Below are 19,412 nucleotides of genomic sequence, written 5' to 3'. Positions count from 1 at the left end.
ATGAATAATCAGCAAACACCATTTGAGGTTATTGGAGAAGAAACGCTCCATCGTCTTGTGGACACTTTTTATGGCCTTGTTGCACAACATCCTGACCTTGCTCCTATATTCCCAAATGATTTTTCTGAAATTGCCCGTAAACAAAAGCAATTTTTAACCCAATATTTAGGCGGTCCTCCACTCTATACTGAGGAACATGGACACCCGATGATGCGCGCCCGCCATCTGCCTTTTCCGGTTACGCCAATACGTGCCAAAGCCTGGCTTTCATGCATGACCAAAGCAATGGATAAAACCGGCTTAGAAGGACCGATTAGGGATGAATTTTATTCCAGGCTTTTTCTAACTGCCCAGCACATGATAAATACACCTGACGATCAAGAAAATTCCGGTGAGCCATCGTGAATAATTTTGATTACTCAAATTCTTTGCAGCCAATCAATAGCAGCGATAAAAAACCGATAGAAATTTATTTATTTATTGATCCGCTTTGTCCCGAATGCTGGTCACTTGAACCTATCATGAAAAAGCTTCAGATTGAGTATGGACGTTACTTTTCTATCAAGCATGTGTTAAGTGGAAAATTAACGGATTTAAATGTAAGCCGTAAAAAAAATGTTGAAAACCTTGCGCAGGTTTGGGAGAAAACAACGAGCAGGTCAGTAATATCTTGTGAAGGAAATCATGGGTTTGAAGACCCTGTTGATGCTCCCTATAATGTATCGATTGCGTTAAAAGCAGCAGAACTTCAAGGGAGACGTGCAGGAATCCGCTTCCTCCGCTCAATCCAAGAGGTATTATTTTTGGAAAAAAGGAATATTTCAGATTTAGGAGTATTAAGAGAGTGTGCGGATAAAGCAGGACTTGAAATTCAAGAATTTCTTCAAGACATGCATTCAGAAAGTGCTGCAAAAGCTTTTCAGTGCGACCTGCAAATTACTTCCGAAATGGAAGTTCGCGAAATTCCTACTCTTGTCTTCTTTAATGAGAACGTTGAAGAAGAAGGAATAAAAATAACAGGAACATATCCATATGAGGTTTATGTTCAAATTCTGGAGGAAATGCTCGCAGAAAAGCCGATTAAATCTCCACTGCCTCCACTAGAAACATTTTTAAAGAATTTTAAGTTTGTCGCCTCAAAGGAAATTGCACTTGTATATAATATGACCATTTCACAAATTGAACGGGAAATGAAAAAATTGCTCCTTAAGCAGGTGGTGCAGCAAATCCCTGCAAAGTTCGGGACCTTTTGGAAGTATATTGAGTAGCTTATGATCATGTATAACAGAAATGCCCTGCAGCCATCAACTGCAGGGCATTTCTCTTAATACGAACAAAGGGGATGGGAGAAATTTTTCACGGTCAAACAAAGGGGTATATGTTTGTTGTGATCAACTTCACGTATTAAATATAGCATGGGCTGAAAGGGGTGACAATAAGTTTGTGCTTTATTTCACATTATTGTCAAAAATCATAAATTCATAGAGTAGACCATAAATATTAAGGAAAGATATTTACTAAAAAAGGATGATTAAGAAATTGAAAAAATTCTCCATTACACTGATGATTCTTTTCTTTATTTTTGCATTTTTTTTACAAGTACTGGCACTCTTAAAAATTTTCCCGATTATCATTAGCATCCCCGTATTGTTTCTTTCCATCTTAATCCCCAGCATCTCCATCAATGACAGAAAAAAATTTAAGGGATTTTAAGGGCTGGTGACTACCACCAGCCCTTTTAACTTACTTTTTAAGCAATAGTTGTTCTAATTCACCTAGTTTTTCTTCAAACACCTTGCAGGCATCCTTGATTGGCTCAGAGCTTGTCATATCCACTCCGGCTTTCTTTAATACTTCAATTGGATAATCGGAGCTTCCCGCACTGAGGAATTCAATATACCGTTTTACGGCTGGCTCGCCTTCCTCTAAAATCTGCTTGCTTAAGGCAGTTGCCGCGCTGAAGCCTGTCGCATATTGGTAAACATAATAGTTGTAATAGAAATGCGGAATGCGGGTCCATTCAAGGCCGATTTCCTCATCGATGACAATATCCTCTTCACCGAAGTACTTTTTATTTAATTCATAGTACGTTTTTGTTAATGATTCTGCCGTTAATGCCTCATTATTCTGCGCCATCTGATGGATTAAATGCTCGAATTCAGCAAACATCGTCTGACGGAATACCGTGCCTCTAAAGCCTTCCAAATAATGATTCAACAGATAAATCCGCTTTTGTTCATCATCAATTGTTTTTAACAAATAGTTGTTCAGCAGCGCCTCATTGCAGGTAGAAGCAACCTCAGCGACAAAAATCGAATAGTCCCCATATGGGAACGGCTGATTCTTCCTTGTGTAGTAGCTGTGAACAGAGTGACCAAATTCATGAGCCAAGGTAAATAAGTTGTTTACGTTATCCTGCCAGTTCATCAGGATATATGGATGCGTTCCGTATGCCCCTGATGAGTAAGCCCCGCTGCGCTTGCCCTTATTCTCATGGACATCGACCCAGCGGTTTTCAAAGCCCTCTTTTAGAATCTGGGCATACTCATCACCTAACGGGGCTAGTCCTTTTATAACAAGATCTTTTGCTTCTTCATACTTAATTTCCATTTTCACATCTTTAACTAGTGGTGTGTACAAATCATACATATGAAGCTCCTGAACCCCTAATACTTGTTTGCGGAGCTTTACATAACGATGCAGCAGATGCAGATTCTCATTAACGGTATTCACTAAGTTATCATAGACCGTTTCAGGAATATTATTAGCAGCAAGGGCAGAGTGTCTTGCTGAGTCATAGTTGCGGACCCGCGCATTAAAATTATCCTTTTTCACATTCCCGCTTAAAGTACTTGCGAATGTATTTTTAAACTGTCCATAGGTTTGATATACAGCTTTAAAAGCGTCATGCCTTACCCTCTGGTCTTCGCTTTCAAGAAAACGGATATAACGGCCATGTGTAATTTCAACCTCGTTGCCATTTTCATCCTTAATGGATGGGAACTCCAAATCGGCATTATTCAGCATACCAAATGTATTACTAGACGCATTCATTACTTCACTCGCTTCAGCAAGCAGAGCTTCCTCTTCCGCACTCAATACATGCGGCCGTTGCAAATTAATTTCTTCAAGAGCATGTTCATATAGCTTTAATTCCGTTTTTTCATTTAAAAAGCCAGTTACTTTACTTTCGTCAATTGCAAGAATTTCTGGAACAATAAAGGCAAATTGGCTCGCCGCTTGAGAATAAAGATTTTTCATTCGATCATCCAAGCCCTGATAAAAAGAGTTTGTCGTATCTTGGTCGTATCTCATATGTGAATATGTATAGAGCTTGCCGATTCTTTCAAAAAGCTGGTCCTGAAATTGAAGGGCTTTATAAAGCGTCTCTGCACTTTCTCCCAATTTTCCTTCGAACTGCTTAATTCCCGGAATTTGTGCCTTCACCTCTTGGAATTCTTTTTCCCATTCCTCATCGCTTGCAAAAATATCCTCCAGCTTCCAAGTATCTTCAACTGGAATTTCACTTCTTGCCGGAAGTGCCTTTACAGCCGTTTCATTTGTCATGATTGATCCTCCATTTCCATTCGATAATCCAATATCACTTTATTATATTCCATTTTTTCTTTATTTTTCCTCCTTTACGCTTATAAGCAGTAAAGCCTCTCCTATATTATGCCCTGTCATCTATTTTCATTTATTATTTTGATAAAATATTGACTTTGCCTCATCCTTTTCTCGGTTTGATTGAGGAATCTTGATTTTTCTGTTTATTTCGCATATCCAATCCCCTTTTCGAATTAAAACGCCCAATTCAATCAGCCTCCGGAAATATTCTATGACCGGTATCATCGGATTAATAGTTTCTAGTAACGGAAAAGTTCGGATCGTAATATCTTTTTTGGAGATTCTTTTCTGCACCTGGTAATGTATATCCTGATACGAGATCAATGCACCGGGATTTTTATCAGCTAGACAATCAAGGAATAAGTAGGTTTGCCATACAACTGGAGGGGTTTGAATGTAAACTGCATGAGGAACTGGCAGGCCTATTTCTGCTGGCAATAAAAAGAGATTTAAATTTCGCTGATAAATTTCATGTAGAAAGGGATTTTTCACGGCACCTGCATGAAGAACCCAACTAATTTGATAATTTTCTGCGGCTTCCTTCCACTTTAATAGGTTAATCTTCCATTTATCGGGCTTAGGATTGAGCAAATCCTCAAGTCGCAAACGGTCAAGGTAATTGAATGATTGCTCCGCAAAAGCATTTTTAATGGAATACGGAGTAATAGAACTAATTAATTGGAAGGCTTTCTTTTCGGGAGAATAGCAGGGTATATACAACTGACCACTGATGCCCGTTCGTAAAAATAAGTAATGAAAATTTGAAAAAGGAATGATGTGGCGGCTTTTTTGATGAATGTGATGGCTGGAGATGATCCATAGAGGTGTATAGTGATGTTCAAGGTAGTTTTTTGTTCTCTTCCAAAATATTTCTTCTGATAGTGTGGAGCACTGAAACTCTAGGGCAAATCTCTGACCATTATGTTCAAACATGATATCAGGACGCTGTTGCATTTTCCGATCATAAAATTCGAGGATACAAGGAATTTTTTGCATGCTTAGCCAATGATATAACTGAAGCTTTCCTTCAATATGATTGACGGACTCTGCTTCGTATAGTTCGCAGCAGGTGCTTCCTTTTTTATGGGCAAAATGGAATATTCGCTGCTCACCAAGCTTTAATGAAACATTTTCCCCACAGACAGGACATTTGAACTCCTCGGTTTTTCTAAGGCTTAAAAGTGCTTCTTTCGAGTAACCATTTCCAAGCGAAATTTGTTTACCTGTTTTCGTCTGGGCTGTTAACAATCGGAATCCTCCCCCTTCTTTTCTTCTCCAATTCGACTAAACGTGCCAAAATCCCTTTACAAAAAAATAAAAACCCGCCGGTATCGACGAGTTTTAACAAAATTTTCACAATAACGGTGAGAGCAGTCTTGCAGTAGATTCTAGCAACCGATACCCCAAATGCCGCTGTTGGAATGTTTTTAAATCTAATTGTATTGCAAATTCCAAATCGTTTAGGTATTCTGCAACAAGCTTTTGGGTACTTTTCGTTCGGAAAAGGAACGCATTTACCTCAAAATTCAAATGAAAGCTTCGCATATCCATGTTAGAGGTTCCTATTGAGGCCAATTCCCCATCAACAATGACGATTTTGCTGTGCATAAACCCTCTTTCGTATTCAAACACCTTTACTCCTGCCTCTAAAAGCTCAGGAAAATAGGATCTTGAAGCATGAAAGACAATCCGCTTATCCGGGCGGTTTGGAACTAGAAGCCGTACATCAATTCCACTTAAGGCGGCTACTTTAATGGCGGAGAAAATATCCTCATCTGGTATAAAGTATGGAGAAGCAATCCAGACTGATTTTCTTGCCGATCCAATCATGGAGAAAAATATATTCTTGATAACACTCCATTCGTTATCCGGACCTCCTGCGATTAACTGAACACCACCGTGGCTTTTGTGGTCAATTTGTGGAGATAAGTATTCTGCCGTCAGAAAACTATGATTCGTCATATAATACCAATCCTGGAGAAAAATCAGCTGCAGCGTCCGCACTGCTTCGCCCCGAAGCATCAAATGGGTATCCCGCCAGAATCCGATATCCTTATTTCGTCCCAGATATTCATCGCCAATATTTAATCCGCCAACAAACCCAATATTCCCGTCTATGACAATTATTTTTCGGTGGTTGCGGAAATTAAACTTATTATTTAAAAAAGGCAATTTTACCGGCCCAAATGGAACAGTTTCTATTCCGGCATTCTTTAAATCATTGATATAAGTTTTTGAAAGCTTCCAGGACCCAACGGCATCAAACATAAAACGAACCTTTACACCTTGATTCGCTTTTTCAATTAAAATATTCTTTATTTCTTGGCCAATCTGATCATGCCTAATAATATAATATTCTAGATGAATATGGTGCCTCGCCCTTTTTAGCTCTTTCATTATGTGACAAAAGGTTTCCTCACCGTTTGTTAAAACCTTGGTTGCTGTATCAAAGGATATTGGACTATTCCCCAGTTTTTGAGCAAGCATAAATAATTTGCCTTGATGCTCCCCCATTAACTGCAGCTTTTCTTCACTCCTTGGGTCATTTTCGCCCTCAACGGTTAAGAATGCCTGTTTATCAAGAAAATACTTTTTTCTAAACATCCGTTCCTTTCGATAATTCCTGCCAAATAGAAGATAAAAAATAAACCCCACTAGCGGAAAGCTTCCAAGAACAACCAACCATGTTATGGTTTGTGTAGGATGTCGGTTTTCCAAAAATATTACAAACCCGATAAAAATGACGGAAAGCGAAATCATTACACTTAGGAACCCTAAAATGCCACTCTCCAACTGATTTTTGAAAGCAAAAAGAAGAATTGAAAGTACCAACAAAAATATGACAACCCGAACCGTATTCTTCAGTGTCCTCACCTGCTTTGAAACACCCATATTTAAAGTTAGATAAATGAAAACTCGCCGATTGGCGAGTCCGATAGGACGATGACAGAGGCGTAGTTGAATTTATGCGTTAGGAAATTATAAATTTTGAAAAAATTTATAATTTCCTATTAGCTAAAATAATACCGATTTCAAATGTGAAATCGGTACTTTTTTTAGCTAAAATGGTTTCGAATAACTTCAAAAACATTCTCAGCAATTATTTCTTTACCGTACTCCTGAATTCGGTGAATCGTTAACTGTGTTTCATATCCATATTCCAGCAATACGCTTAAAACATCATCAATCTCATCTTCCCCGAAAACATCTTCAGGAAATTCAGTATATAAGTAATACTTACCTTCAAAGTGATATAGCGTTGTGACTAAGTTATCAAGACCAGGTCTTTTTGCCAAACTGATCACATCTTCAAAATCTTTAAAAGCAAGAATAAACTCCAAACTATCTTCTTCAAGAAGGACTTCTTCTTCATCTGAATAATTTGGATTAAAATGCTGATCTAAAAGTTCTTCAATCTTATCATCAACAGGCAAATCCTTAATTTTATCATTAGGAATAGGAAGTTCAAATTTCTGGCCATCTTTGGAAAGCTGCGCTTTGGTCACAAGTACCTCTAACCCTTTATCCAAGGCTTGAACCTGAATCCATAACGGACCTTCAACCACAAACTCTTCCTCTCCATGGACTTCATCCATCATTTCCCAAAAGAGTTCTTCACTTCGTTCACGATTGTACCATATCTCTTCCCGATCAAAGCCTCTTTCTTCTATATCACCATAGGAAATATAAAATTTAACCGTATTTTCGTTAATACGTTCAATCTCCATTTTAACCTCTCCCTTCCATTGTTCATATTGAAGGGACTAAATACCCCCAAGCAGATAACTCCCTTAGCATTAACTCTTAAAAAAAGTTTATTCAATGAAACTTTAAATAAAAAAGCAAATACTCTTGTACTTTCATTTTATGATAAAAGAACAAATAAGGGAAATAAAAAAGCGCAATTTCACAAAATCCATAAATCCGCCTAATATCCAATACGAACAGTAGTCCAATCAACATTCAGAGGGAAAATTTCCAATATAGATATTCCTTTAATAATAACAAAATTCAATAAAAATTTCAAACAATAAAAACGAAAAAAAAGACCTTCATAAAAAAGGTCTTTACTCTCATTTAATTTACCATCCGCTGTGCTTCTCGCAATTGATACGTTCTGACCTTTCTAGGCAGAAATCTGCGGATTTCATCTTCATTATATCCAACTTGCAAACGTTTTTCATCAATGATGATTGGGCGGCGAAGCAACCCAGGGTTTTCTTTAATTAATTTGAATAAATCCTGAAGAGGCATTGTATCCAAATTCACATCTAACTTTTGAAAGGTTTTAGATCTCGTTGAAATAATTTCATCCGTTCCATCTTCAGTCATACGTAGAATTTCTTTGATTTCTTCCATAGATAAAGGTTCTGAGAAAATATTTCTTTCCTTATATGGAATCTCATGCTCTTCTAACCATGACTTTGCTTTCCGACATGATGTACAGCTCGGTGAGGTGTATAGTGTTACCATCTGTGTTTCACACTCCTCTAATTATTTGCAAATCTATCATATATCAATCCGGAATTAGGGAAATTAACACAATTCCAATGTATTAACAGTTTATAAAATTAAAATTATTATAAATAAGGAATTTATATCACTCATTATACACTACAATTTTGAAAAAAGGTATCCCTTTTTCAAAAATAATCACTATCAGAATACCCCCTAAATTTAAGATTCCTTATTATATTAGACGAATGATTTCTGAAAAAGTTTCAAAAATTTTTTTATTTTTTTATTTTTTATTACGTTTCATTGTTAATCATACTAGAATGTTCGCATCTTTATTTATGCTTTATGAGGGTAATGCATTGCGAATTAAATCTAGTTTTTAATAACAAATAACCTGCTAGGTTTTTTTCTAAAAAATCCATTCTCAATTAAAATCACAAAATGAAAACGATATCAGTATTTAAATATAGCTTTTCATTAGTTTTTTATTTTTCTCTTTTCTTAAAGGCAAAGTTCACTTACAATAAGTGTAGTGAATAAAATAAAATCAATTCTTTGATTCATCAAATGGAGGGACAATCATGGCTGGATACATAACTGATTTAACAGTTGTTGCACTGTTAGTGATCGGGATTACAGCTTTTATGGGAGTCATCACAAACGGTATTGGTGAAAAGGTATTTGGCGGAAAACGCCGCAGCGAATTTGTCGACCAAAGTGCCAGATTTCAAACTGGCTGGAAAACCGTTGGCGGAAAAAGAAAGTAAAATAATAAAAAAAACGATCTCGATATCTGAGATCGTTTTTTTTATTATTGTTTGGATTGTGCTTGATATTGTTTAAATTCTTTTTCCGAACAAAGGACAAAGTGTCCCGGCGTAACTTCACGGAACTCAACCTGCTCATTGTCCTGATAATTATGGCTTGCTGGATCATATGTTTTACGTTTGCGAGCCCGCTCACTAATCGGATCTGGAGCAGGAATAGCTGATAATAGTGATTGCGTATATGGATGAAGTGGATTTCGGTAAAGTTCATCTGACGGTGCAAGCTCAACCATTTTACCAAAATACATAACACCAATACGGTCACTGATGTATTTAACCATTGACAAGTCATGTGCAATGAACAGATATGTTAACCCTTTTTCATGCTGAAGCTTTTTCATTAGATTTACGACCTGCGCTTGAATCGATACGTCTAATGCTGAAATAGGCTCATCCGCAATAATGAACTCCGGTTGAACTGCCAGTGCACGGGCAATCCCAATTCGTTGCCGCTGACCGCCGGAAAATTCATGAGGATAACGATTGGCATGTTCCTTGTTCAATCCAACAGTTTCGAGCAATTCATATACCTTTTCCATTCGCTCCTGTTTTGATTTTGCCAACCCATGAATATCGATTCCCTCGGCAATAACGTCTGCTATTTTTAAGCGGGGATTTAATGATGCATATGGATCTTGGAAAATCATTTGCATCTTACGGTTGAATTGTTTAAGTTCTTTCTTGGATTTTTTTCCATGAACATTAACACCATCATAAAGGACTTCTCCACCTGTGGCATCGTATAGACGGATAATTGTCCGGCCTGTTGTAGATTTACCGCAGCCTGATTCACCCACAAGCCCCATTACTTCTCCTTGATAAATACTAAAGGAGACATTATCAACTGCTTTTACCTCATTAGGTTTGCCTTCATTAAAATATTGTTTTAAATTCTTTATTTCTAATAATTTTTTTCTTTCACTCATTTATTTTCCCACCTTTATACCAGGGAATTGACCTTGACGCCTTTTTACAGCCTCAGGCGGTTCCACCTTAGGAGCATCCGGATGCAATAGCCAAGTGGCTGCATAATGAGTATCAGACACCTTGAAAAATGGCGGCTCCTGTTCTAGGTCGATTTTCATCACATAAGGGTTACGGGGTGCAAATGCATCACCCTTTGGCGGATCTAATAAATCAGGTGGTGTTCCCGGGATTGAGTATAATTCCTCATCATCTGTTTCCATATCCGGCATGGAGCTGATCAATCCCCATGTATATGGGTGTTTCGGATTATAGAATATCTCATCAGCAGTCCCAATTTCTACGATTTTACCGCCATACATAACAGCGACTCGGTCAGCAACATTGGCTACAACGCCAAGGTCATGGGTAATAAAGATGATTGATGTATCAATCTTTTTTTGCAAATCCTTCATTAATTCCAGAATTTGAGCCTGGATTGTAACATCTAAAGCCGTTGTCGGTTCATCAGCAATTAAAACTTTAGGATTACAAGCCAACGCAATTGCTATAACAACCCTTTGTCTCATCCCGCCCGAAAACTGATGCGGATATTGATCAATACGAATTTCCGGCTTAGGAATTCCAACTAGTCTTAAAAGCTCAACTGCTCTTTCCCTAGCAGCACCTCTAGACATGTTTTGATGCTTAATCAGGGGTTCCATAATTTGATTTCCGATTTTCATTGTAGGATTCAATGATGTCATCGGATCCTGGAAGATCATCGAAATGTCCTTACCACGGATTTTTTGCATTTGCTTATCCGTTAATTTGGTTAAATCTTTGCCTTCAAAAAGAATTTCGCCGCTTTTTATCTCGGAATTATGTTCTGGGAGCAGGCGCATAATCGACTTTGTCGTGACGGATTTTCCCGAGCCCGATTCACCAACAATCGCTAATGTTTCCCCTTTGATTAAATCAAAATTAACGCCGCGAATGGCTTTGACTTCCCCGGAAAATGTATGGAACGATATATTTAAATCTTTAACTTGTAAAATCTTCTCCAATTCGATTCACCTGCCTTAATCACGCATTTTTGGATCTAATGCATCTCGTAATCCATCTGCTACCAAGTTGAAGCAAACCATGATTAAAGCAATCATGATGGATGGAATAATCATTTGATATGGAAATGCAATCATCGATTTAAAGCCATCTTCAACTAATGTACCTAATGATGCATTAGGTTCCTGTAATCCTAATCCGATAAAGCTCAAGAATGCTTCGAAGAAAATGGCATTTGGGATAGAAAACATTGTGTTAATAATAATTACTCCGAACATGTTTGGAATCATATGTTTGAAAACAATTGAAGTATCGGATGCTCCCAATGTTTTGGCAGCTAAGACAAATTCTTGATTTTTAAATTTTAGTACTTGAGCACGTACCACGCGGGCCATACTAGTCCAACCGGTAATCGTTAAAGCTACAATAATCGGAACAATACCCGGTTTTAATACAAGAATCATCAAAACAACAATGATTAGGTTCGGAATACCGACGATAACCTCTATAATCCTCTGCAAAACACTGTCTACTCGTCCGCCTAAATAACCTGATACCGCACCATAAGTTACACCAATCAGCATATCGATTAATGCTGCCATAAAAGCGATAAATAATGAAACTTGCGTCCCTGTCCAAACACGGGCAAACAAATCCCGGCCAAGAGCATCTGTACCAAACCAATAATAATTGTCAACCTTCCGCACCTCGTAGGCGTTATATTCTGTCCCGTTTCTACGAGTCAAGGTTCCATCGAAAGGAAGCCAGTGGACATTTTCAAGCCCTTGAATTCTTGGAGGCAGATTATTGTGTTTTGTATTCTGGGCATCGTATTCATACGGTGTAATCATCGGACCAACAAAAGCCATGATGATTAAAATACCAAGAATAACAATACTAACCACGGCGCCCTTATTTTTTCGTACGCGAAGCCAGGAATCCTGCCAAAAATTCAAGCTAGGTTTAGCAATTTTTTCACTTTTTGATGGGTCAATATGGGCGGGCGCAAACATATCTTTAGAAATTTCTTGATTTATCATTTTGCTTTCCCCCCAGAAATACGAATACGTGGATCAATGACTCCGTAAAGAATATCAACCACAAGTATTACGACAACAAATAATGCCGCAAATAAAAGATTTGTCCCCATAATGACAGGATAATCGTTGGTGGCAATCGATTTGACAAACTGCTCCCCTAGTCCAGGAATCGCAAAAATCTTTTCAATAACCAATGAACCTGTCATCAAGCTAACAGCTAAAGGCCCTAAAACTGTGACAACAGGAATTAAGGCATTTCTTATCGCATGCTTTATACTGATTTGCCAGTAGCTAGCCCCTTTTGCTTTTGCTAAAGTAATATAATCCGATCCTAATACCTCGATCATTTCTGTCCGCATAAACCGAGCTGCAATCGAAATTGGGAACATGGCTAAGGCGATAGTAGGAAGAACCGTATATTCTGGCCCCCGCCACAGCATGACTGGAAACCAGCCCAATTTTACAGCCACGTAATATTGCAGCAAACCCGCAAAAATAAAGGATGGGATTGATTTACCAACTACAGCAATAAATGTTGAACCATAGTCAACCCAAGTATTTTGTTTTAATGCAGCAATGGCACCCAATAGAATGCCCAAAATGGACCCAACAATCATCGCTTGAAAACCTAGTACCGCAGATGGGCCAATACGGTTTGCAAGAAGTTCTGACACAGGGGTATTATTGAATTGGAAGGAGACTCCAAGGTCACCCTCAGCCAAGTTCTTTATATATTGAAAATATTGAACAGGCACGGGGTCATTTAAGTTGTATTTTTCTAACAAGATTTCCTGTTGGACCTGCGAAAGCTTTTGGAAATTGTTAAATGGAGTTCCAGGAATTAATTTCATGAGGAAAAACGTGACCGATGCAACAATGAATAGTGTGATAATCATATAAACGAAACGTTGCACTAAATATTTCGCCATGCCTACACCTCCTAATTGGTGGAATTTTCGTCTTTTTTCGACAATTCTGATACAGGTAAAAAGAGAGTATATTTGAAAATATACTCTCTTTTCTATTTGATTAGTGTTACTTATTTTGTAATTTTAATCCACTGATAGCTATAGTCAGGGCCAAAGGCATGGTGTGCAAAGCCTTTAACTTTTGGATTAATTAATAAGTTAACGGAACGTTGGTACATAGGAGCAAGTGCTGCATCCTTTTCAAGTAATAGCTCTTCAGCTTTTTGAAGTGTTTTCCAGCGTTCTTCAGGCTTAGCAGATAGATCTTCGTTAGCAGCCTTGATTAACTTATCGTATTCTGGGTTGCTATAATCCATTCTGTTGTGTTCGCCGCCAGTTAACCATAGATCCATGAATGTCATTGGGTCAGCATAGTCTGGTCCCCAACCGCCGAATAATAAATCATAGTCTTGTTTGTTTTCACGGTCGATACGAATCTTAAATGGTACAGCATTCATTTCAAGCTTTAATCCAGGAAGGTTTTTCTCTAACTCCCCTTTTACGAACGCGTCAGTTAACTTTGAAGTCTCAGTGTCACCGCCAACGTATACAAAGCTGATTTCTTTAACTCCAAGTTCTTGTAAACCTTTTTCCCAATATTTCTTTGCTTCTTCTTTGTTAGTCTTCAAGTATTCCTTAGTTGTTGCACGGAAATCTTTATTATCTAAGAAAGTAAATTCTTTTGGTACAAGGAAGTTTGCTGCAATAGAACCGTTAGCTAATACATCGTCTACCATTGCTTTTTTATCTACAGATAAAGCAATTGCTTTACGGATGTTTAAGTTTTTCAATGCCGGGTTCTTTTCGTTCATTTTAATCCAGAAAATAGATGGTTCTACGTAACGCACTAATTCGTCAGAACCTTCGAATTGTGAAATGATTGCAGCTTGTGCAAGCTTTGGTGAAATATCAGCTTCGCCAGCAGTAAAGGCGTTTGCAGAAGCCTGCGGATCTTTCGATACGTTAAAGTTAATCTTTGTTAATGTTACATTTTTAGCATTCCAATAACTATCGTTCTTTTCATATACCCATTCAGTAGCAGTTGGGCCATCCCATTTTGTTAACTTGAATGGACCATTGTAAAGGATGTGAGCTGCATCTTTCGCATAGTCAGCGCCTTGTGCCTCAACAAACTTTTGGTTTTGCGGATAGAACATTGGGAATGTTAGATAAGACTCAATATAAGGAACTGGTCTTACTAAGTCAATTTCCAAAGTATTGTCGTCTAAAGCTTTAATTCCTAAAGTATTGATATCTTCAGCAGTAGCTTTGTCTTTCTTGGCTACGATCTCTTCAGCGCCTTTGACTTTCCCAGCCATGAAGTACGGGCCGTATGTAGAAGCTGTTTTTGGATCGATTGCTCTCTGCCATGCATAAACGAAGTCGTTTGCAGTAACAGGGTCACCGTTAGACCATTTTAAATCCTTCTTTAATTTGATTGTTAAAACAGTTTTGTCATCATTATATTTAGGCATTTCCGCAGCAACTGCTGGGATAACCTTTTGATCAGCATCCAGACGGTATAAACCTTCATTTACGTTGCTGATTGTTGTAAAGCTGACAGTATCTTCAGCAAGTACACTATCCATAGACGGAATTTCAGATGATTCAAGAACATTCAGTTCCTGTTTATCAGCAAGCTGCTCTTCTTTAGGAGCATTCTTGGTACCTTCTTTTTCCTTACCAGTGTCTTTATTACCGCCGCCTGAACATGCTGCAAGAAACATGCTAAGTACTAGCGATAATACTAAAAGTAGTGAAAGTTTTGATTTCTTCACTATGTAGACCTCCCTTTTCTATTATTCTGAAAAATTACTACATTCTCTATTATACATATTTTCATTCTCTTGTACATTATTTTTTGAAAATTAATTTACATTTTCGAGACAATTCTTACGTATGAATTACAATTTACTATGTTATAATTTATATTTATAAAGGTTTTTTCTGGTTATAAAACCTTACATTACAACGTTTCGGAGGAATAAAAGTGAAATTTTCCCCTAATAAAAGTGTAATATTGGTAGCGTTTACACAGCTTTCCATTTTCATTTTATCCTTTATTTTTTACGGCGAAATTTCTATTGTTAGCTATATCAATATATCTTTTTATATCTCATTTGCTCTTCTCCTTTCTTTTTTGCTCATTTTTACCATTCAAAGTGGTTTTTATGATGCAATTTTCAAGTCCTTCAACTTTGCACTATCGTTTAGGACTAATAAACGGAGATTCGAGGAGGTTCCCGGTTTATCAGAACTTGTCACGATTAATAAAAACCCCTTCCTTTTTTATGCAATTATAAATGGCCTTTTTATGGTCATTGCCCTTGTTGTTTATTATGTTTTACTGACTTGAAATGAAATATGTAAATCATTTATAATGGGAAATAATTAAATAACAGTAAAAAAGCATTGAAAAAGAGTAGTACGTATCGACCTTTGTTTTAGAGAGTTTGTGGGTGGTGGAAACAAACACAAAGAAATACGGAATGGACTTTGGAGCTTCTTTCTGAGCCTTTATAAGAGGAAAAGTAAGAGTAGACGTTCCCCGCGTTAAAGGGTTTTAAAGTGACTCATTTTTTTGAGTAATTAGGGTGGTACCGCGAGCCATTCGTCCCTATCTTTGGGGATGAATGGCTTTTTTTATCTATTTGTTTAGGAGGATTATATATGAAGACAATATTTTCGGGAATTCAGCCAAGTGGGACAATCACACTTGGTAACTATATTGGTGCACTTAAGCAATTCGTGGAGCTGCAGAATGAATATAATTGCTACTTCTGCATCGTCGACCAGCATGCAATAACTGTCCCGCAAGATCCCGCAACTTTGAGAAAGAACATCCGCAGTTTGGCTGCCTTGTATATTGCAGTAGGAATCGATCCGGAAAAAGCGACATTATTTATCCAATCAGAAGTTCCCGCTCATGCTCAAGCCGGATGGTTAATGCAATGCGTGTCTTATATCGGGGAATTGGAGCGTATGACCCAATTTAAGGATAAATCAGCTGGAAAAGAGGCTGTATCTGCAAGTTTATTAACCTACCCTCCATTAATGGCCGCAGATATTTTATTGTATAATGCTGACCTTGTTCCAGTAGGAGAAGACCAAAAACAACATTTAGAGCTTACACGTGACCTTGCCGAAAGATTTAATAAAAAATATAGAGAAATACTCACGATACCAGAAGTGCGCATTCCGGAGGTCGGTGCCCGTATTATGTCATTGCAGGACCCTACTAAGAAAATGAGCAAATCCGATCCGAACCAAAAAGCATTCCTTGCATTGCTTGATGACCCAAAACAAATTGAAAAGAAAATTAAAAGTGCTGTGACCGATTCAGAAGGAATTGTTAAGTATGACAAAGAAAATAAACCAGGTATTTCAAATCTTTTATCCATATACACAATCTTAGGAAATAAGCCTATTGCTGAACTTGAAGAGATGTACCATGGAAAAGGTTATGGGGACTTTAAGGGTGATTTGGCCAATGTTGTTATTAATGCATTTAAACCAATCCAAGATAAATACTATCAATTAATGGAATCAAATGAATTAGATGAAATATTAGACCTTGGTGCAGAGAAAGCAAATAAAATTGCAAGCCTTACCTTAAAGAAAATGGAAAATGCAATGGGTCTTGGAAGAAAGCGCAAATAGTAAAAAAGCCTGAACCGCAAAAGGAATGAATTATATTCCTTTTGGGTCAGGCTTTTAGTTTACCTTTGGACCGTGTTCCATTTCCCAAAGCTTCTCAAAAAATGGCTGTCCCTTTATTAAATTTTCACAAAAGATTTCGTGTTTTTTAGACCAGCCAAATTTGATTTCTTCATAAAGTTGTTCCCATGCATCAGCAAAATTCAGTTCTTGGATTGTTTGGTAGCGTTCTGGGCACCACTCAGTAAACCAATAACGAATCTCCGCTTCATTATTCGATGAAAACAACTGATCTAAAGCCATAAACAGAAGCTGCTTTATCTGCCGTTCTTTTCTTGTCAAGCCCAGCATTAACGTAGGCTCTGGAGAAAGAATATGGAAGTCCTTTTTACTCGACTGATTATAAAATACAAATTCTTTTGGTTCATGATTGCTGATCATTTCGTACACGAGCTGTTCCTGTCTTGGTATTAACCGGCTTTTTCGAATCGGAATATTATAGCCAATCGTATCAACAGCAAGAATTCCTACCCCATCGGTTACCACAAAGCAGTAATCCAATTGGATCCGTTCATGGTTTTTTCTTAAATACGCTTTTTGAAAAATATCATCTAGAAGCTGTTGTGGCAATTCAGATAAATCATTTTCAATATAGTTAAAAAGAATTGGCTCCACTTTTAGCAGCGGTACTTGGTCAAGTAGTTCAACTCCGTCATCCTTGCGCCATTCGTGGAAGTGGCAGACATTATAACCGTTTTCTTCTCCTTCAAACCAATTCACCCATACATCATGAAGATATAACATTGTATAATCCCTCACTTCAAGAAACTGTTTGTTTGTCAATCAGTATGGGCAGGCGGCAGTTAAATTATTCCTTTATATACATTTTGCTCCGGTTGTTTCCATATTATTGGGTACAAAGACTCACAAAAAAAATCTACCATGTCTTAATGGTAGATTTTTATCTTCTTGATTTAGGGTTGAAAGCGTCTTTTAGGCCTTCACCGATAAAGTTGATGGACAGGATGGTCATGGTGATGATGAGTGCCGGCGGCATCCATATCCAGAGCTTAAATTGAAGCACATCAGGTTCATTTGCTGAATTCAGCATATTTCCCCAACTCGGCGTTTCTTGCGGAACACCAAATCCAAGGTAACTCAATGCTGATTCAATGACAATCATGGAGGCAAATGTAATGGTTGCCTGAACAATGATTGTTGACAAAACATTAGGCAACAGATGTTTAACAATTACCTTTGCCGGTGAGCAGCCGATGGAAACTGCTGCAATGATATATTCGTTTTCTTTTTCGGCAAGAATTTTACTGCGGACAATCCGGGCAATACCTCCCCAATACAGAAGACTGATAACCGCAATTAACACCCATAATCCACTTACCTTACCAAAGAAAATGGCATTAATAACAATAACAAAAACCAAGAACGGAAAGTTTAAGATAAAATCAGTAAATCTCATTAACAGATTATCAACTGCTCCGCCAAAATAACCTGCTACAGAGCCGACCAATGTCCCAATAAAAATTACAAAAAGCGTACAGCTTAATCCAACCAATAGCGAAATCCTTCCGCCATAAAGCAGCCTTGTAAACACATCCCGGCCAGATTTATCTGTTCCAAGCCAGTGTTTACTTGAAGGCTCTAACGACATTTCTCCAATATTTACCCTCGTTATATCCGCCGTCGTGATATAAGGGGCCAAAAAGGAGATAATCGCAACAATAACTAAAAAAATGAAACTAATCATGGCAAGTTTATTCTGAACGAACTTTTTTCTGGCGATTGCCCAAGGAGATAAGCTCTTATTCGGGGGTGGTGCCGATATATTGGTATCCTTTTGTGTAACAATTTGCATCTTTTCTCCCCCTTTAATCTAACCTGATTCTCGGGTCTACAACACCATATAAAACATCAGCAACCAGGTTTCCGATTAGTGTTAAGAATGAGAACAACATGGTCAATGTCATTAAAACTGGATAATCCCTTGTTCCAACTGATTGCAGGAATAGCTGTCCAAGACCCGGATATGTAAATATTGTTTCCGTAATGATGGCACCACTAATAATCGCAACAAGGTCAAATCCCAAAAAGGTAATCAAAGGAATAATCGAATTCCTTAAAATGTGAACATTATAAATTTTTCTTTCAGGCGTCCCTTTAGCGCGTGCCGTACGAACAAAATCCTTACGACTGTTTTCGATAATATCGTTACGTAAAAATTGTGTATAACTTGCTGTACTTAATAAACCTAGTACAATGGCTGGCAACAATACATGATGGAGGCGGCTTAACCAATATTCCAATGTCCCATCGGTAACCCCGATATCAACTGATCCATTGGAAGGAAACCATCCTAAAGTAAAGGAAAATAAGTATATCGCAAATACACCGGCGATAAACGATGGAATGGATAAACCTAAATAGTTTAATCCTCCTATAAAGTTATCTCCAAATGTATACGGTTTTCGACCTGCATATGATCCCATAAAGAAAGCGAGAATATAAGTTATAAGTATGGATGTAATACCTAGCATAAGGGTATTAGGAAGGCGTTCGGATATAACATCTGCCACAGGAATTTTAAAGCGGGTTGACTTGCCAAAATCCCCTTGGACAAAATTTTCGATCCAGCGCAAATATTGCTGAGGCATCGGATCATTATAGCCCAATTTTTCCCTCATCTCAGCGATATATTGAGGATCAGTATTCCGTGGGTCGATTTCTCCACTGATGCCGTCACCCGGCATTAATTTTGCTAAAGTAAAAACGACGATGGAGATGAGGAATAACATTGGAATCATGCCCAAAATTCTTCGAAATGAGTACTTCAGCATGTGCATTCTCCTTGT

At 37.8% G+C, this 19,412-nt stretch carries 17 protein-coding genes and 1 other annotated feature; of the genes, 4 read left to right on the top strand and 13 right to left on the bottom strand.

What is annotated here, in order from left to right:
* Nucleotides 1-405 carry a globin gene (locus V5M37_RS07995; RefSeq protein ID WP_213141321.1) on the top strand — a complete coding sequence of 135 codons (405 nt, stop codon included), beginning with the start codon at nucleotides 1-3 and terminating at the stop codon, nucleotides 403-405.
* The gene (locus V5M37_RS07990; protein ID WP_213140994.1) at nucleotides 402-1,268 is read left to right on the top strand and encodes a ClpXP adapter SpxH family protein; all 867 of its coding nucleotides are present in this window, start codon (nucleotides 402-404) and stop codon (nucleotides 1,266-1,268) included. Before V5M37_RS07995 ends, V5M37_RS07990 begins: the two co-directional genes overlap by 4 nt.
* 475 nt (nucleotides 1,269-1,743) lie before the next feature.
* Here V5M37_RS07990 and pepF read toward each other — a convergent pair whose 3' ends face one another.
* The 5 genes from pepF to spxA all read right to left on the bottom strand — a co-directional run bounded on the left by pepF (nucleotide 1,744) and on the right by spxA (nucleotide 8,100).
* Entirely contained in the window at nucleotides 1,744-3,567 is a 1,824-nt protein-coding gene (gene pepF, locus V5M37_RS07985) for an oligoendopeptidase F (RefSeq protein WP_423801509.1), read from the bottom strand.
* Between the two features lie 126 nt (nucleotides 3,568-3,693).
* Nucleotides 3,694-4,875, bottom strand: coding sequence for a competence protein CoiA (locus V5M37_RS07980; RefSeq protein WP_423801508.1), 1,182 nt, complete (start codon nucleotides 4,873-4,875; stop codon nucleotides 3,694-3,696).
* Nucleotides 4,876-4,980: 105 nt separating this feature from the next.
* Nucleotides 4,981-6,492, bottom strand: a complete 1,512-nt coding sequence (gene cls / locus V5M37_RS07975) for a cardiolipin synthase (protein ID WP_423802589.1) — start codon at nucleotides 6,490-6,492, stop codon at nucleotides 4,981-4,983.
* A 191-nt stretch (nucleotides 6,493-6,683) separates the two neighbouring features.
* Nucleotides 6,684-7,355: an adaptor protein MecA gene (gene mecA / locus V5M37_RS07970; RefSeq protein ID WP_423801507.1), complete on the bottom strand. Its 672-nt coding sequence runs from the start codon at nucleotides 7,353-7,355 to the stop codon at nucleotides 6,684-6,686.
* A 349-nt stretch (nucleotides 7,356-7,704) separates the two neighbouring features.
* Nucleotides 7,705-8,100, bottom strand: a complete 396-nt coding sequence (spxA, locus tag V5M37_RS07965) for a transcriptional regulator SpxA (protein WP_042455300.1) — start codon at nucleotides 8,098-8,100, stop codon at nucleotides 7,705-7,707.
* A gap of 566 nt (nucleotides 8,101-8,666) precedes the next feature.
* On the opposite strand from spxA, the gene V5M37_RS07960 reads away from it, so the two are divergent.
* Nucleotides 8,667-8,852 (top strand): hypothetical protein, encoded by a 186-nt coding sequence (locus V5M37_RS07960; protein ID WP_213140998.1) that lies wholly within the window; start codon nucleotides 8,667-8,669, stop codon nucleotides 8,850-8,852.
* Nucleotides 8,853-8,896: 44 nt separating this feature from the next.
* Here the strand turns inward: V5M37_RS07960 and V5M37_RS07955 are convergent, their stop codons facing one another.
* From V5M37_RS07955 to V5M37_RS07935, 5 genes are all read right to left on the bottom strand, one after another.
* The gene (locus tag V5M37_RS07955; RefSeq protein WP_423801506.1) at nucleotides 8,897-9,838 is read right to left on the bottom strand and encodes an ABC transporter ATP-binding protein; all 942 of its coding nucleotides are present in this window, start codon (nucleotides 9,836-9,838) and stop codon (nucleotides 8,897-8,899) included.
* Nucleotides 9,839-10,882: an ABC transporter ATP-binding protein gene (locus V5M37_RS07950; RefSeq protein ID WP_423801505.1), complete on the bottom strand. Its 1,044-nt coding sequence runs from the start codon at nucleotides 10,880-10,882 to the stop codon at nucleotides 9,839-9,841.
* Nucleotides 10,883-10,897: 15 nt separating this feature from the next.
* Nucleotides 10,898-11,920, bottom strand: coding sequence for an oligopeptide ABC transporter permease (gene opp3C, locus V5M37_RS07945; protein ID WP_213141001.1), 1,023 nt, complete (start codon nucleotides 11,918-11,920; stop codon nucleotides 10,898-10,900).
* A complete protein-coding gene (gene opp3b / locus V5M37_RS07940) occupies nucleotides 11,917-12,849 on the bottom strand; it encodes an oligopeptide ABC transporter permease (RefSeq protein ID WP_423801504.1) in 933 nt (310 codons plus the stop codon). The genes opp3C and opp3b overlap by 4 nt, the downstream gene beginning before the upstream one ends.
* Before the next feature lie 110 nt (nucleotides 12,850-12,959).
* Nucleotides 12,960-14,666 carry a peptide ABC transporter substrate-binding protein gene (locus V5M37_RS07935; protein WP_423801503.1) on the bottom strand — a complete coding sequence of 569 codons (1,707 nt, stop codon included), beginning with the start codon at nucleotides 14,664-14,666 and terminating at the stop codon, nucleotides 12,960-12,962.
* A gap of 625 nt (nucleotides 14,667-15,291) precedes the next feature.
* Nucleotides 15,292-15,510: a binding site (T-box leader), on the top strand.
* Nucleotides 15,511-15,558: 48 nt separating this feature from the next.
* Here V5M37_RS07935 and trpS point away from each other — a divergent pair.
* A complete protein-coding gene (gene trpS / locus V5M37_RS07930; RefSeq protein ID WP_423801502.1) occupies nucleotides 15,559-16,548 on the top strand; it encodes a tryptophan--tRNA ligase in 990 nt (329 codons plus the stop codon).
* A gap of 54 nt (nucleotides 16,549-16,602) precedes the next feature.
* On the opposite strand, the gene V5M37_RS07925 is transcribed toward trpS, so the two are convergent.
* The 3 genes from V5M37_RS07925 to opp4B all read right to left on the bottom strand — a co-directional run bounded on the left by V5M37_RS07925 (nucleotide 16,603) and on the right by opp4B (nucleotide 19,397).
* Complete coding sequence (locus V5M37_RS07925; RefSeq protein ID WP_213141006.1) at nucleotides 16,603-17,349, bottom strand: YjbA family protein; 747 nt, start codon at nucleotides 17,347-17,349, stop codon at nucleotides 16,603-16,605.
* A 157-nt stretch (nucleotides 17,350-17,506) separates the two neighbouring features.
* Nucleotides 17,507-18,418: an oligopeptide ABC transporter permease gene (gene opp4C, locus V5M37_RS07920; RefSeq protein WP_213141007.1), complete on the bottom strand. Its 912-nt coding sequence runs from the start codon at nucleotides 18,416-18,418 to the stop codon at nucleotides 17,507-17,509.
* 13 nt (nucleotides 18,419-18,431) lie between these two features.
* On the bottom strand, nucleotides 18,432-19,397 hold the full coding sequence (gene opp4B, locus V5M37_RS07915) for an oligopeptide ABC transporter permease (RefSeq protein ID WP_378580880.1): 966 nt from the start codon (nucleotides 19,395-19,397) through the stop codon (nucleotides 18,432-18,434).
* Between the last annotated feature and the right edge of the window lie 15 nt (nucleotides 19,398-19,412).

Source organism: Neobacillus sp. SAB-20_R2A, from assembly GCF_049568635.1.
Classification (GTDB): Bacteria; Bacillota; Bacilli; order Bacillales; family Cytobacillaceae; genus Neobacillus; species Neobacillus citreus.
The sequence above is the reverse complement of the archived record's forward strand: the minus strand, read 5'-3'. Positions and strand labels throughout refer to the sequence as shown.